Origin of the sequence: Bradyrhizobium sp. McL0616, assembly GCF_049993385.1 — a bacterium.
In the GTDB taxonomy this organism is placed as follows: domain Bacteria; phylum Pseudomonadota; class Alphaproteobacteria; order Rhizobiales; family Xanthobacteraceae; genus Bradyrhizobium.
Map to the genome: position 1 here is coordinate 1,799,112 of NZ_CP188255.1, position 14,770 is coordinate 1,813,881.

Annotated in this window: 11 protein-coding genes and 2 pseudogenes; 8 read left to right on the forward strand and 5 right to left on the reverse strand. The window is 58.8% G+C overall.

The genetic code is table 11. The annotated features are described in order from the left end of the window. Positions 1-1,028: 1,028 nt before the first annotated feature. Positions 1,029-1,709 carry a Crp/Fnr family transcriptional regulator gene (locus ACPPVR_RS08750; RefSeq protein WP_426613824.1) on the reverse strand — a complete coding sequence of 227 codons (681 nt, stop codon included), beginning with the start codon at positions 1,707-1,709 and terminating at the stop codon, positions 1,029-1,031. 447 nt (positions 1,710-2,156) lie between these two features. On the opposite strand from ACPPVR_RS08750, the gene ACPPVR_RS08755 reads away from it, so the two are divergent. After that, complete coding sequence (locus ACPPVR_RS08755) at positions 2,157-2,411, forward strand: hypothetical protein (protein WP_426613825.1); 255 nt, start codon at positions 2,157-2,159, stop codon at positions 2,409-2,411. A 94-nt stretch (positions 2,412-2,505) separates the two neighbouring features. On the opposite strand, the gene ACPPVR_RS08760 is transcribed toward ACPPVR_RS08755, so the two are convergent. Continuing rightward, entirely contained in the window at positions 2,506-2,739 is a 234-nt protein-coding gene (locus ACPPVR_RS08760; protein WP_426613826.1) for a hypothetical protein, read from the reverse strand. Between the two features lie 416 nt (positions 2,740-3,155). Here ACPPVR_RS08760 and ACPPVR_RS08765 point away from each other — a divergent pair, with 416 nt between their 5' ends. From ACPPVR_RS08765 to ACPPVR_RS08785, 5 genes are all read left to right on the forward strand, one after another. Next, entirely contained in the window at positions 3,156-4,148 is a 993-nt protein-coding gene (locus tag ACPPVR_RS08765; protein WP_426613827.1) for an ABC transporter substrate-binding protein, read from the forward strand. A 190-nt stretch (positions 4,149-4,338) separates the two neighbouring features. Further along, positions 4,339-5,778, forward strand: a complete 1,440-nt coding sequence (locus ACPPVR_RS08770; RefSeq protein WP_426613828.1) for an IS1182 family transposase — start codon at positions 4,339-4,341, stop codon at positions 5,776-5,778. A gap of 996 nt (positions 5,779-6,774) precedes the next feature. After that, on the forward strand, positions 6,775-7,806 hold the full coding sequence (locus ACPPVR_RS08775; protein ID WP_426613829.1) for an IS110 family transposase: 1,032 nt from the start codon (positions 6,775-6,777) through the stop codon (positions 7,804-7,806). Positions 7,807-8,252: 446 nt separating this feature from the next. Then, positions 8,253-8,660, forward strand: coding sequence for a cupin domain-containing protein (locus ACPPVR_RS08780; protein ID WP_426613830.1), 408 nt, complete (start codon positions 8,253-8,255; stop codon positions 8,658-8,660). Positions 8,661-8,859: 199 nt separating this feature from the next. Continuing rightward, positions 8,860-9,327 carry a nuclear transport factor 2 family protein gene (locus tag ACPPVR_RS08785; RefSeq protein ID WP_426613831.1) on the forward strand — a complete coding sequence of 156 codons (468 nt, stop codon included), beginning with the start codon at positions 8,860-8,862 and terminating at the stop codon, positions 9,325-9,327. A 168-nt stretch (positions 9,328-9,495) separates the two neighbouring features. On the opposite strand, the pseudogene ACPPVR_RS08790 reads toward ACPPVR_RS08785, so the two are convergent. The 3 genes and pseudogenes from ACPPVR_RS08790 to ACPPVR_RS08800 form a co-directional block, all read right to left on the reverse strand. Then, a pseudogene (locus ACPPVR_RS08790) lies at positions 9,496-9,840 on the reverse strand (transposase); the annotation flags it as partial. 176 nt (positions 9,841-10,016) lie between these two features. After that, a complete protein-coding gene (locus ACPPVR_RS08795; RefSeq protein WP_426613832.1) occupies positions 10,017-11,585 on the reverse strand; it encodes a DUF3300 domain-containing protein in 1,569 nt (522 codons plus the stop codon). Positions 11,586-12,483: 898 nt separating this feature from the next. After that, a pseudogene (locus ACPPVR_RS08800) lies at positions 12,484-12,705 on the reverse strand (SOS response-associated peptidase); the annotation flags it as partial. A gap of 241 nt (positions 12,706-12,946) precedes the next feature. On the opposite strand from ACPPVR_RS08800, the gene ACPPVR_RS08805 reads away from it, so the two are divergent. Continuing rightward, the gene (locus ACPPVR_RS08805) at positions 12,947-13,456 is read left to right on the forward strand and encodes a Spy/CpxP family protein refolding chaperone (protein WP_426613833.1); all 510 of its coding nucleotides are present in this window, start codon (positions 12,947-12,949) and stop codon (positions 13,454-13,456) included. A 357-nt stretch (positions 13,457-13,813) separates the two neighbouring features. Beyond that, complete coding sequence (locus tag ACPPVR_RS08810) at positions 13,814-14,566, forward strand: outer membrane protein (protein ID WP_426613834.1); 753 nt, start codon at positions 13,814-13,816, stop codon at positions 14,564-14,566. Positions 14,567-14,770 lie beyond the last annotated feature (204 nt).

Here is a 14,770-nt window from a genome sequence, read left to right on the forward strand (position 1 = left end):
GCCGCTCCGACCAACGCCGCAAAGTGAAGATTCTTCTTGCCAACCCGGAGCCGTCCACACATGGCCCATCGCTTCACTCGGTGCGATGCGGCGACACTTTCGGAGTTTTGGGGTAGACCGGAAGTGGCTGGCAGATGGCCAAACCGACGCGATTGACCCTCAACAGACATTTACTTCTGTTCCGAGTCCTGTCGATCCCACGGGATGATGACGCGTTTGCGCCGCTGGGGAATGGTCCCGAAGGCTACGAAGCGAATTGACTAGCTATTGGTGCGAATTGCGCGCCCAATCATTGCTGGGGCGCCGCGAATGGTTTCGACCGATCACTTCCGACACGAACTACGAGCCCAGTTGGCTCGTGCGGCCACAGGCGGTCTGATAGACCTTCTGGTCAACTCGGCGGAACTCTGTCGCTCTATCGTCAATGGTGGTTCCGGGACGACTTCCTGCTGCGACGCCATGGAAGCAGAATTTATGACGGGCGATACGTTGCTTCTCGACCGAGCCAATGGTGCGGGGATGACGGTCCGTTATCTTCTACCTCGAACCGTCGGCATCCAGATCTACCCCTCGCCAAAATCAAATTAGGCCACTGCCGTTTTTAAACTAGGCCCCTAGGGGTCATGTCAAAACAGGCCAGCGCGGAACGGTGAGGCCCTCTCAAGGTAAGCAATTATGCTCGGGCCCAACAGCAAAGATGTGCAATTTGTGCGACCATCGGGATTGCTCTGTCCGGCGCTAACTCAACGCCACCAAGCAACATTTCGACTTGGGGCGTTGTGAGCGTGGCTTTGTGAGCGTGGCCACCTAGCTACTAGCGAGTTGCTTCGCAGATATTCGGCTTTATCGCCAATGTCACCTTGTGGCCCATCGCTTCCGTTGACGCGATGAAGCGACATGTCGGCTTGTAGAGGCAGACCCGAAGTTTGCCGCCGGGGGCCAAACCGACGCGAATGACCCGGAAGTCGACGGCTTTCAGCAGTGCTAAGTATCGCGCCGGAAGGAGCCCGGCTTGCGTCCCCCTCAAATCAGTCGTTCCGGTTCCTGAGATGTGGATTGTCGTGCAAGACCACGTTCAGCAGAGAGTTATGGACCTCCAACTTTCCGTTGTACTGGATAAACCCCAGCTTGCGGAACTTGTTCATGAAGGTGCTCACCCGCGACCTCGTGGTACCGACCATCTCTGCGAGCGTCTCTTGGCTTATCTTCGCTATGACAGGCATCGGCTTGCCCTCCTTGCCAAAGTTCGCCATCAGAAGGAGCAATCTTGCAAGACGCTTCTCGCTCGAATTGAAGAGTTGGTCTACCAGGTCCTCCTCGACGCGGGCGTTCCTCGCCAACAAGAACGACATGAACATCTCGGAGAACTTCGGTTCGGTCTGCAGGATTCTCACCATTGCAGCCTTATCGAGCCGCAAGATGACGCTCTCTGTAATCGCCGATACCGATGCCAACCGCAGCGGCTGGCCGGTCAAGCAGCCTTCGCCAAAGAAGTCCCCATTCCCTTGAAGGGCGACGACCGCCTCCTTGCCCTCGTCCGATACGACATAAACCTTGACCCTGCCCCTTTGGATGAAGAAGACCGAATCCGCGGGGTCGCCCTGCGAAAAGACCTTCTGATCCTTGCGGTACGTCGCCACGGTCCTTCCGCCGTCAACCGTGTTGAGGAAGACCTTTACGTTGAATGGTTGCTTCTTCGCCTTAGCCACGACGCATAGCACCTCCTGCTCGGTGAACTGATATTCTAACGCGGGCCGTACGCCGGGGAAATCCCTGATTCAGTCGACAGCCATCCGGTCCTGACAAGACGTTTCGACAAGCCAGACCGCCACGGGCTCGACCGCAAGAAAATCAACCGGGGTGTTCAATAAAGAACATCCTGCGCGACCCTTCTGTGCCCTAATGCTGCACGCATTTCATCACCTGAACATTCTCGCGATAGGGCCCGGCCGGTCACCGGGCTTTTTCGTTGGCGGCGGGTTGCCGGTCAGGAGACGCCAGCTTACCGAGCGGTCCGAGGGGGGAGGGGGATGGACGCTGTTCCGAGAATGGCAGGGACCCGGACAAATCCTCTTCGGGTCCCGCCTCTTACTTTGCGGAATTGAGGCGTTAGACCCACAAGAGCCTAACGACGACATGCCAGATCGAGGCCACTCATGTGCGATCAGTGCGACAAACTCGAAGAGAAGATCTCGCACTATCGCTTATTTCTGAATCAGCGGTTCGATCCGCTCACCGAGGAGCGGATAAGGGCGCTGATCGCCGATTTGGAGAGGCAGAAAGAGACGATGCACTCTTGGGCGACTTTGCTCTCCTTGCCGGAACAAGGTTCCAAAGGCCGCGCATCCGACAGCCTTCTTCCTGCCAAGCGAAGCCTTGTATGTCGCCTGTTGGCCCTGAGCAGACGTTAGAGTCACTATGGAATGACAAAAAAGCCGCCCGGTTCATGGGCGGCTTTTCGGTCTCATCTCATACGGCGACCGTGCCCGGTTGGGTCGGTCCGTCTCACATTTGATCCTGATGATGGTGATGATGGTGGTGGTGTTCATGATGATGGTGGTGGTGATGATGTACCTCCACCTTCATGCTACCTTTATCCGCCATCGGCTTTTCCATCGGTTTTTCCATTGGCTTTTCCATTGGTTTGTCTGTCGATTTGTCTTGCGCGTTAGCAATTGAGGGTGCCGCTGCAAACGCAAGAGTGCCTAACGCCGCCAGCACATAACCAAACTTCTTCATGGAAGCCTCCAGAGTGCAAAATTGCACCAGGACGGAACAGGGTCATGAGCAAGAGGTTCCACATATCGTTCCTCTTCGCGCAGAAAAGTTCCATCGTGCTCAGGAATAATCGCTCTGGTGGGGCGCGCTTGCGCCGCCAGTCTGCCCACGCGTTGCACGATCGAATCGGCGTCGTCCTGCGCCGTCGAGGCTATCGAATAGGTACACTGTCGCTTGCTGGCTTGCTGGCCCTTGGCCGAACTGTGCTGATCCTATTGTGACGTCGGCTATCGTCAGGAGAGCGGACGCGGGACGGCGGTCGCTTTGATCGCTCCTTGTGACCCATCTCCGACCTGAGCGTCCAATTTTTGTTTGTGGTGCAACCGCTGATCCCCCTCAAAAGCGTGCTAGGTTTGACCTCTACCGAGGACGAAGCCATGAGACGGCGGGAGTTCATCAAGCTAATTGGCGCTGCGGTCGCTGCGCCTTCGATCTTACGACTAGACGGTGTGCGTGCGCAACAACCGGCGAAGATACCTACCATCGGTTTCGTGGGCTCGCTATCGCAGTCTGCGCAAAGCGAATGGACCAGTGCATTCGTACGGAGGATGCAAGAGCACGGTTGGATCGAGGGCCGCACCGTCACGATCGAGTATCGTTGGGGAGAAGGACACAGCGAGCGGTTCGCCGAAATCGCAGCCGAGTTCGTCCGACTGAAGGTCGGCGTCATCGTGACTGTAGGAACCGCATCATCTATCGCAGCGAAGCAAGCGACATCGGTCATTCCAATCGTCTTCGGGACGGCGGGGGACCCAGTTGGTGCCGGCTTGGTCGCAAGTTTGGCGCGGCCAGGCGGCAATGTCACCGGCCTCTCAAACGAGTCGGCAGACCTTGCGGGCAAGCGACTTGATATCTTGCGAGAGGTCGTTCCCGGTCTTCGCCGGTTGGCAATTTTGGCCAATATCGGCAGTTCTATCGGCCTGCTGGAGATGGGTGACGTCCAGGCCGCAGCCCGGACACAAGTACTTGAGGTCGTCAAAGTAGAAATCCGACGTGCGGAAGATATAGGGCCCGCCATCGAGGCGCTCAAGAACCGTGCCGATGCGCTTTATGTCGTGACAGAGCCGCTCGTAAACACCAATCGGATACAAATCAACGCCTTGGCGCTGGACGCGCGACTACCGACGCTGCATGGTCAGAGGGGCTATGTCGAAGCGGGCGGTCTCATGTCCTATGGCGCAGACATTCCGGACCTATTCCGGCGCGCTGGCGACTATGTCGATAAAATTCTGCGCGGTGCTAAGCCCGCCGAACTTCCTGTTGAGCAGCCAACTAAATTCGATCTGATCCTCAATCTCAAGACCGCCAAGGCCCTCGGCCTAGAACTGCCGACCTCTATGCTCGCCCGCGCCGACGAAGTGATCGAATAACGATGTGATTTGGTGCGGTGCATGAGTCCGTTGATGGCCCGTTGCCGAAGATCTCATGGTCCATCCGCAGGTCGGCTCGCTGGGTTTACCCGGACATAGTTCAGTCCGAGCGGGATCGCCGCTTTTGACCCTGGCTGCGTGAAAACGGGCTGTCTGCTATGATTCGCTTGGTGATTTGCGGGGGCAATTCATGAAGCGCTTCGTTGAGGGTGCCGATCGCGGACAATCGACGCTGTTGCCGGAATGCCTCGATGAGTGGGTCGAGGAGAGCAATTCCGTTCGTGTGATTGATTGCTTTGTCGACTCGCTCGATCTGGCCGCTCTCGGCTTCGAAGGCGTCGAGCCTGCAGCGACAGGCCGGCCTGCCTACCACCCCTCGGCTCTTCTGAAGCTATACATCTACGGCTATCTCAACCGGGTGCAGTCGAGTCGCCGGCTTGAGCGCGAGGCCGGCCGTAACCTGGAAGTCATGTGGCTACTCAGACGGCTGGTTCCCGACGACAAGGTGATTGCCGATTTCCGTAAGGACAATGGCGCGGCGATCCGCAGGGTGTGCGCGAGGTTCGTCAATCTCTGTCGCCAGATGGGCCTGCTGGCGAAGGCGAGTGTCGCGATCGACGGCAGCAAGTTCAAAGCGGTCAATAATCGGGATCGTAATTTTACACGAGGGAAGATCGATCGCCGGCGCGCGCAGCTCGAGGAGAGTGTGGCGCGGTATCTCTCCCAGCTCGATACGGCGGATCGACAGGAACCGTCCGACGTGCTCGTGCTCAAGACGACGCGGCTCAGGGAGAAGCTCGACAAACTGAAAGAGGAAATGGGCAAGCTCGAAGCCTACGAGAAGCAAATGTTGGCCTCGCCTGACGGCCAAATCTCGCTCACTGATCCCGACAGCCGCTCGATGGCAACGAGTGGGCGGGGCTCGGGCGTCGTCGGCTACAATGTGCAGGTCGCGGTCGACACCGTGAACCATCTGATCGTAACGCACGAGGTGACAAATACTGGCTCGGATCGCGCACAACTTGCGAACGTGGCGGGGGGGGCCAAGGTTGTCCTGCAAGTCGATAAACTCGATGCCGTTGCCGACCGCGGCTACTTCAATGGCGAGGAGATCCTGGCCTGCGAGCAGGCGGGCATCTGCGTGACGTTGCCCAAACCGATGACCTCGGGCGCGAAGTCGGAAGGCCGCTTCGGCAAGCAGGACTTCATTTATATGCCGGTGGAGGATGTCTATCGCTGCCCCGCCGGCGAGAAGCTCAAATTCCACTATGCCAACGAGGAACACGGGCAGAAGATGCACCGCTACTGGACGAATGCCTGCAAGACCTGCGCAATTAAAGATCAGTGCACCACAGCCAAAGAACGCCGGATCACGCGATGGGAGCACGAGCACGTTCTCGAAACCGTGCAGCAGCGGCTGGATCAAGATCCCCAGGCCATGCGCCGCTGGCGCGAGACGGTTGAGCATCCTTTCGGTACGCTCAAGATGCGGATGGGCGCGACGCACTTCCTGATGAAGACGCTGCCGAAGGTCGCGAGCGAGATGGCGCTCAGCGTGCTCGCCTACAATCTGACGCGCGTCATGAATATCGTTGGTACAAGGGCATTGCTGGCAGCGATCAGGGTGTGAGCGTGGAGACCCCATTACGTGCCGATCTTGAACCAGACCTTCCCAACACTCCCCACAATGGCTCAGAGGCAGCCCCTGATCGTCCAACAGGAAAAAATGCTCAAATCGGCAGTGTCGGACTACATTGGACCGGATCGTGGACCGCGCCAGCGCGTTATCACGCAACCAAGACCCATAGCCGACCTTGTCGGTGCTCAGATGACGATCGAGGGAGCTGAAAGGTCGTTGTAATCAACTACGATTGTGGCCTTCGCTTCTGGTTGGCAGCTCCGAAGACAAAGCCGCTGTCCCTCAACGTATCGTCGGTTCGATGGAGCGGTAGGGTCGGGTGATGAGCCATCTCGCGAAGCGCACCGGGCAACGGACACAGCAAAGTCCGTTCTGAGGAAGACCGAAGCGTCCCAGTAGGCGAGCAGTTCGGCCGATGCAAAAAGATGCCGTCTATCAGCAAGACGGAAGACGGCAGTGCCTCCAGATCATCGGCAGGCACGATGTCGTCCGTCACATGGTCGAAGAATGCTCGACGATACCGGCGAGAACCGCCGGGGCTTAGTGGGTCTAGCAGGTATCGCTTCAATGCTGAGTAGTTGTAAGAGTCCTCGAAAAAGCCTTCCGGTGAATGCCGCCCCCGCCGATATCTGTCCGCCTTGGGATTATGAAATCCGTCTATAGATGCTCGAATGACAGACCGCCCCTTGGCCGCGACGAGGCTTCCGAGTTCATCGGCGAATGTGGTCTTTCCGGCCCCATCAACCCCGTCGATGGCCACGCGGAACGTCCGATCTGGCGACGCCACGACAAGGCGAGCGGCCAGCTCGGAAAGTAATTGCCTTCTCTTTTCCATCTGAATTGAAATGCGCCGTGACCAAGTCCGTTTGAATTTACAACGGAGCAATCCACTTCCGCAATTGATGCTGTGGACGGCTCCTCCACCGGCGCGAGAGCGCCAAGGAGTGGGCGCCATTTTGAGGCTCCCACGATTCGGAGGAGCAAGCTATGCAGTCAATTTCGACAATCGGTCTGGATATCGCGAAGTTGGTCTTCCAAGTACACGGCGTTGATGCAGCCGGCCAAGTGGTCATGCGCCGTCAGTTGAAGCGCCGCCACGTGCTGGCGTTTTTTCAGAAGCTGCCGCCCTGTCTGGTGGGGATCGAGGCTTGCGCATCATCGCACCATTGGTCTCGCGAGTTACAGGCGTTAGGGCATACGGTACGGTTGATGCCTCCGGCCTATGTGAAGCCTTACGTCAAGCGGCAGAAGAACGACACCACGGACGCGGAGGCAATTTGCGAGGCGGTCACGAGGCCCAACATGCGGTTCGTGCCGACCAAGACGGTCGAGCAACAGAGCTGTCTGATGCTTCATCGAGCGCGCCATCTCTGCATCCGCCAGCAGACTGCCGTCATCAATTCAATTCGCGCCTATCTTGCCGAGTTCGGGATTGTCGCCCCCGTCGGGCGTAGGGGTGTCGAGCAGTTGCTGGAAGTCGTCGCCGATACAGCTGACCGCCGGCTCTCAGAGGTGGCCCGCGCGTGTCTTGCGGCTCTCGGCAGCCAATTGCGGGCCCTGAAGGCCCAAATACTGGAGTTCGACCGACGCATCATCGCCTGGCATCGATCAAGCGCGACGAGCCAACGGCTGGACGCGATCCCCGGCGTCGGGCCGGCGCTGGCAACGGCGCTGGTCGCGAGTGTTGCCGATGCCAACGCCTTCCGATCGGGACGGGACTTCTCGGCCTGGGTTGGGCTCGTGCCGAAGCAGAACTCGAGCGGGGGCAAGGACAAGCTTGGCAGTATCAGCAAGCAAGGCGATCGCTATTTGCGCAGCCTGTTCACCGCAGGCGCACTCGCCGTGATCCGCTATGCCAAGATCCATGGCACGGGGCATCGGCCCTGGCTCACGAGACTGCTGACGCGCCGACCCACCAAGGTTGCTGCGATCGCGCTCGCCAACAAGATTGCCCGGATGGCATGGGCCATGATGGCCAGGGGTGAGCGCTACAGGGAGCCCGTCGCGCTCGCGGCGTAACCTATCGCGCCGGACATCCGGTGTGACGTAACGGTTGGGAGGGCGAACAGCACGTAATGCAGCGCCGGTCGATCCGGCGATCAGGACAACCCACATGGGCCATGGCATCTTCGAATGCGTGCTATTGACCGGGACCTGATCCGCGGAGGGCATTATGGCCAGCGGTCAAGTGAACCGCGCAAACAGGCCGAACACATGGCCGCTCCGACCAACGCCGCAAAGTGAAGATTCTTCTTGCCAACCCGGAGCCGTCCACACATGGCCCTTTTCAGAAATGGCGGTTGCCGTGGCTGACGTCCGTTGTCGAGGGTAAACCGGAAGTGGCGCAGACCGGCCGCGACTTCCGGGTTTTGACCCGTAGCAGACTTGGCATACTTGTACTCGTATCGTACAATTGTTCGGTCGCGACCCGTTCCGCCTAGCCTAAAACAAATGGGAGCCCCGGTATGTGGCGAGCCATTTTGTCTGGGACCGTCCTTGGCACAGCTTTGTTTCTGATCGGCGGTCAAATCACCGTGGGACAACAAGCAACCGCGATCAAGCGGACCGACCTTCTCAAGACTGCCCTTCCGGAAATGGAGAAGGACATGAGCGTCTGGGTTGCTGACATTCCGCCAAACTCGTCTACCGGCCGACATTCACACCCAACGCCGAGATTCGTGTATGTGCTTGAGGGCGCAGTGATCTACGAGGTCGATGGAAAGCCGCCGCAGACCTTCAAGGCAGGCGAGGCATACGCGGAGATGCCGGGCGAAGTCCACAACTTTAGAAACGCGAGCCCGACACAGCCAGCGAAGGCTCTCGGTTTCCAATACGCTAACAAAGGCCAGCCGCTGCAGTCTAATGCCCCCTGATGTTACTTATGAAGCGACAGGGCTTCAAACTCTCCCGCTTCTGGTTAGAGTAAAAGCGGACTCCTTGTGCTCGTAGCGCGGCAGCGGCAGTCTTGCTGACCGGCCACGTCACGTAGTCTATTTGGTATCTTGATCCTGGCTGGGTCACATCTTTCAACTGCGAACGCATTATTCCGCCGTGTTCTTGGAGGAGGCGACCATGATCGTCCGTGCACGAAGGCATTTTTCTTTTCTTGTTTTATCCTTGCTGCTGGCGATGCCTGGTGTAGTCCGCGCGGGCAGCGAAGACGAAGTGAAAGCTCTTTTCACAAGGTTTGTTGCGGCACAAAACGCTCACGATCTCAAGGAGGTTGAGGCGCTGTTGCAGGATTCAGCGCAATTTTTATGGATCACGCGTGGCGCGCCTATCTGGGGCCACGACACGGCAATCAAGCGTTTCGAGGCGCTGTACCAAGGCACTTGGTCGCTCGACCCGAAGATGGACGAACTGAAGGTAATCGAATTGCAGCCGGGAGTGGCGCAACTCTACGTGCCAATAACGTTTATGATTTCTCCGGCCGGGCAGACTGCCCAGCCGGCACGCTTTCTGATGAATCAAGTGCTGGTGAAGACCGGTGATGCTTGGAAGATAACGAGCATTCTTCCAATTCCTGCGCCGCAACCATAAGGCAGGAATGGTTCGCGTTCTTCGGAACGGTGGTGACAACGTTTTGGCTCATGTCTTCTATTCGCCGATTTTGTTACAAAAGTCGGCTGTAACCGGTGGATGTCGTTGGGCCATTCGCTAAGGGTCGATCGGTTTTGGTCCGCCGACCCTGACGCTCTCAATCCTACGCTACGCGATACACAGGGTCTGAGCAGGTGGTGGTCGCGCAACCAGCGAAGCGAGGCGCCTCAGATGCTGAGCGATGGCAGCCAGAACAAACTCATCCTGGGCGCCTCGTGGGCCAAGAAGCCGAAGCCGACCAAGCCTCAGGATGCGCTTCAAATGCGCGAACTGAATCTCGACCTTCTTGGGCTCGCGGCGGGACCGCTCAAAGCTCTCGGTGCCAGCGAACGACCGGGCGACGTCTCGGGCATTCTCATGGATGTCTCGCGGGATCTTGCGCGATGGCTCCTTTGGGCAGCACTGAGGTTTGAGCGGACATCCATCGCAGTCGAGCTTGCTGGCGCGATACAGAAGGGTTTTGCCCTCGTGCCCGGTGCCGCTCGTCCCAAGCCGCTTTCCACCCAGGCAGTGGTAGATGTCGCCGGCCGGGTCATATGGAAGTCGCTGCGCGAGAAGGTGCCATCATCGATCGGACGGATGCGCTAGCGGCATCGAGCAAGATCGGTCTCCTGTGCGGGGCCGCTCGGTCATTTTAACCTGGGCATTTTCGCTCCAGCTGCGGCCCAATTGTCGTAGGTTCGGAATTGCAAGCCAAGCCTGTCGTAGTGGACCCGAAGATAGCCATCACGCCCGCGGTCGACCACGTCGGGCCGAAGCGTTTCGACCTCTTGCGCCACGACTCCGACATACGCTTTGTGGCCGCCGTTATAGGTGAAGCGGTAGTAGCCGAGCCCGTTCTCCAAATGGCCGAGCAGCACGATATCGTGCTTGAGGTTGAAGTCCGAACGGCGTCCACCGCCGCCACGACCTCCACCTCCGCCGCCACGGCCTCCACCGCCGCGAGCGCCGCCGCGGTATCCGCCGCCACCGCCGCCGCGGAAGCTTGCGCCACCCCGAGATCCGACAGCACGATGTCCCCCGCCTGCATATCGTCCGGCGGACGGTCGGGAACGCCCGGCTCGCGAAGCAGGTCGCGGCGCCACGCGCCCCGACCGCGCGCTGCGTCCGGCAGATCCACGGTTTCTGTTGACCGCTTGCCGGTTGCCGGCAGACGTTCTTCCGCCTCGCGCCTGCCTTCCACGATCAGCGCGTTGGCCGTGATGGCCGACCTGAGGCCGGTTTGCTCCCCGGCCGGCGTTAGGCCGGTTCTGTCCCTGGCCTATCCCCTGGCGGCCGCCGCCCGGACGCTGGTTGGCATTGCCAAACCTCTGCTGCAGGTTCGAATTGTTATAGCGCGCACCCTGACGATGCGCCGGATTGTGCTGCCAATGTTCGACGCGGGCGCCGCGATTGATATCGATGGCCCCACCGCCCCAGTTCACGCGGCTGCCACCCCAATAGCCGCCACCGCCCCAGTATCCACCACCTGAGGCCCAGCGGCCCAACCCATAGGCTGCGCCGAATGCGATACCCGTGGCGATGACGCCGGCGGCGATGTAGCCGGGGTATCCCCAGTAATAGGGGTAGGCAGGAGAGTCGGCGTAGGGCCAATCCCCAAACATCACGGACGGTTCATAATAGGGGACGTAAATTGAGTCGGGCACCGCAGGCTCGATGTAGATGGCGGACCTGTTTTGCTCCTGCCGCACCGTCACGACCTGTTCCCTGGTTGTCGATAGCTTCTTCCTGTCATAGGCCCTGGAGCGCAGTCGTTGCACGGCGTCCATCACGTCCTGCTGCTGGGCGAGGAATGCTTCGCCAAGCTTCTGCGTCCACTCGAGCCGCTCGTTCATCATCTGCAGCACCGAAGGTGTGGCAATCAGCGCCTTCACGCTGGAGTCCCAGCTCTGCTTCTCGGCAGCGGCCTTGAGCTCGTCGCCGTTCAGTTTGCCGTTGTCTTTCAGCCATCGCTCGGCCTTGACGACCTCGAGCGGATACGTGGCGGCCATCAGCACGTTCGCCAGAAGCGTGTCAGGATAAAGTGCAATAGGCGCAACCAGTCCATCCAGATCGGCCGGCTTGAGCGTCGCCGCCAGTTCCGAAGGCGCTGCCGCGGCAGGCTGAGCGGTCTGGTCGCTAGTCTGGCTGAGCGCGGGCTGACCGAAGAGCAGTGCACTCAAGACGGCTGGGAGGTAGAGCGTTCTGAACGGACGCATGCACGCGCGCCTTTTGGTTGGTTGCCACGTTCTAAATCGAACGCCGCTGACCCAGATCCAAAATTGATCTAGATCAAAGAATTCGTGGTGGTATCGAGGGTTCCATGATCGAAACGAGATGCGGCTTCAGCTGCCGTGGGGGGTGGGCCCTTGGTCCGAAGATAGCCAGTGAGAGGCGCGGACCCATGAACGAGCCAGCTCGCTAGAACGCAACCCAGGTCTTGGCGACGATCGTTGCACCGCACCAGTTCGAGACCAGGCCGGCCGGGTCAGTCACGAGATCGAAGCGGCCACCCGGTTGCGCGATTGGGTCGCCGGTAAAGACGAAATTATAAGTTCGGTCGCCGATGTTTACAGGTCTCCCCCGAACGGAAGATCTAAGGGCACCGGCAGCATTTACGATTGCCGACCCGCGGCAGTTTTTCGAGCGGTATCATCTCGCGCTCGCATTTCTCGCACGCGGGAGGTCGTGGAGCAGCATCGTTTGGAGGCATGGCGGCGAGATCGCCATTCTATTGCGGCATTTCAAATGTGTCGATTGGTCCCATCCAATCCGGGAAACTGTATCGGCTACCCCACCAACGATGGACCTTGGCGTTGCAGCTTTTGCAAACGAAGAGGTCGCGCAGATATGTCAGCTTTTTTTCGTGCGCGGCGCGATAAACGGCCTCGCAGGACGCACAACTAAAAAAGACGTGCAACGGTTTCTCTCGTTTTGGCCTGCGGGTGAAGGTCAACCGAAATCCGCTAGACGAAAAGCGCGCGAGCATCTTGTGAGTTTGAGCCAATTATTTGTTAATGCGGGCCGACGACCGTCGTTGGGGCGGCGCTCGTGGAGATGGTCGCGGCGAGACGGCAGCGCGTGAAAGCCGAAGGCCGGCACGAAACCGGACTGGCATCAGGATACGACCCGATCCTCTTTGTCGGCCCCGCACATGACGATCCTGAGCGAGTCATCCATCAACGGCCGCTGCAACGCCTTCGCCTCGTCCCACGGCGCACGCAGCCAAACATCGCGCTCCTCATCGGTCGTCAGGATCACCGGCATGGCTTTCGGGTGGATCGGCTCGACCAGCGCGTTCGGTGCGGTCGTCAGAAAGCCGTAGACCTGATGCGGGCCCTAGAAAGTACCATTACACGAGAGTGCGCGACCGTTACGGCCGTTCGCATGGATGAACGGCGAGGTTTGATCTAGGTCAAGCATGGGAAGCTTCAGAGCGCGACGCTTCGGACAGCGGCGTCAAAGAAGGAGCACGCCAATGTTGCGTTCAATTCTCCTCGCTTCAGCAGCTGCTGGTCACCTTCCTTCCTGACGACGCGTTCGCACGCGCTGGCAACAATACCAAACCTAGGAGCTTGCGATGATGATCGATAAAATAGCCGTTGCGATAACTGCAATTCTTTTAACGGCATCTCCTTTTGCCCAAGCAGCGGAGATGTCTTCCACTGTCGGAACGCCGCATCTTAGCGCCACGGACCTGAAGGCCTTGACGGATGCGCGCGTCGGCATAATCAAGGCTGCTTTGCAACTCACATCTGATCAGGAACAATACTGGCCGGCCATTGAAGAAGCTATACGCGCAAGAGCGAAGAGCCGACAAGCGCGGTTGGAACGGTTGGCACAACTGCGCGACTCCGGCCCCCTGGAAGTGCTTGGTGAACGCAATCCGGTTGAGCTTATGCAGGGCCGAGCGGAGATGCTGGGTCAACGTGCAGCCGACCTTAAAAAACTCGCCGACGCGTGGGAGCCGCTTTATAAAACGCTAACCGCGGATCAGAAGAAAAGGATGGCCTTCGCGACATACGCAGCCATGCGGGGAATACGCGATGCGATTGAAAATCGCATGGAACCCGAGGATGATGACGACTAAGCGTAGATCTGCATAAAGCGGCCACCGTCGCGGACAAAGTTGTTGGTCAGCGGTGGCGCCATCGCTTTGATACCTGAACAAGCAACTTTCCCGGGCAGTTAATCCACTCGTCATTCCGCTGCGAAGTAGCTGGCTGTCTGCAGTGCTCCGTGAGCCGAGGGGCGGCATGTGGCTCCTTCTTCACGTTTGCGGGCATTCGGTTCCCCGTAAGTGCTAACAGAAATAAAGAATTGCTACTGAACATCTGAGCTGAGTGTTGCGGCTTGGCTACATCAATAGGCAGCGAATTAGATAGCATCCATTGCGCAGGTGGGCGTTGCGCCTTTATCGAACTTCTTTCTGGGGAGATTTCTCGAAATGAAAACGCAGCTTTTGATTGCCGCGGCCGGGATGTTGGCCATAAGTTTATCCGCCCCCGCGTCGGCGGCTGATTTGGCGGCACGTCCCTACACCAAGGCGCCACCGCCGATGGTTGCCCCGATCTATGACTGGACTGGTTTCTACATCGGCGCCAACGGCGGTTGGGGCCAAAGCCATAACTGCGTGGATTTTGTCACTGCGGTCGGAACAGTTGCAAGCGGTTGCGGCGATGGTTCCGGAGGCATTGCTGGCGGGCAAATCGGGTATCGCTGGCAAAGTAATCAGTTTGTGTTCGGACTGGAGGCGCAAGGCGATTGGGCCGACCTCAAGAACACACGCGTGAGCCTGCTCAATCCGACGCTCTCGACCACGGCGAAAACCGACGCCATCGGTCTTTTCACCGGCCAACTCGGTTGGGCGTGGAATTCGGCCCTCCTCTATGTCAAGGGCGGCGCGGCTGTAACCGGAAATCGCTTTACTATATTCGACAACGGCACCGGGATCGGCCTCGTCTCAGCAAGCAGCACGCGCTGGGGCGGCACCGTGGGTGTGGGCTTTGAGTATGGCTTTACTCCTAACTGGTCGGTCGGTGCTGAATACGACCATCTGTTCATGGGACACGCCAACAATTCCTTCTCTGTGGTCGATCCGCGTCTCGCGGCCGTACTCAACGACCGGGTCGGTCAGGATGTGGACATGATCACCTTGCGAGTGAACTATCGCTTTGGCGGCTACGGCGCCCACTACTGATCTCTCTCCAATCTCCAGCGAACTTAAGCCCCGGCATCGTCCGGGGCTTTTTCTTGTCCGCTACGCGCAGTTGGATTGTCGTGAACAACGCTTCTGAGGCTGCTACCGTGACCCCGACTTCTCGCGCCCCAGCATCATCATCGCGACGGGCGTCCTGTCAGGAAACCCTGAATTTCTGTGGTCTTTTGCGGTCGCGCGGCACCG

Coding starts and splice junctions, on each gene's coding strand:
- ACPPVR_RS08795 (WP_426613832.1), bottom strand. CDS start 11,585: ATGCGTCCGTTCAGAACGCTCTACCTCCCAGCCGTCTTGAGTGCACTG.
- ACPPVR_RS08785 (WP_426613831.1), top strand. CDS start 8,860: ATGATCGTCCGTGCACGAAGGCATTTTTCTTTTCTTGTTTTATCCTTG.
- ACPPVR_RS08755 (WP_426613825.1), top strand. CDS start 2,157: ATGTGCGATCAGTGCGACAAACTCGAAGAGAAGATCTCGCACTATCGC.
- ACPPVR_RS08810 (WP_426613834.1), top strand. CDS start 13,814: ATGAAAACGCAGCTTTTGATTGCCGCGGCCGGGATGTTGGCCATAAGT.
- ACPPVR_RS08805 (WP_426613833.1), top strand. CDS start 12,947: ATGATGATCGATAAAATAGCCGTTGCGATAACTGCAATTCTTTTAACG.
- ACPPVR_RS08765 (WP_426613827.1), top strand. CDS start 3,156: ATGAGACGGCGGGAGTTCATCAAGCTAATTGGCGCTGCGGTCGCTGCG.
- ACPPVR_RS08770 (WP_426613828.1), top strand. CDS start 4,339: ATGAAGCGCTTCGTTGAGGGTGCCGATCGCGGACAATCGACGCTGTTG.
- ACPPVR_RS08760 (WP_426613826.1), bottom strand. CDS start 2,739: ATGAAGAAGTTTGGTTATGTGCTGGCGGCGTTAGGCACTCTTGCGTTT.
- ACPPVR_RS08775 (WP_426613829.1), top strand. CDS start 6,775: ATGCAGTCAATTTCGACAATCGGTCTGGATATCGCGAAGTTGGTCTTC.
- ACPPVR_RS08780 (WP_426613830.1), top strand. CDS start 8,253: ATGTGGCGAGCCATTTTGTCTGGGACCGTCCTTGGCACAGCTTTGTTT.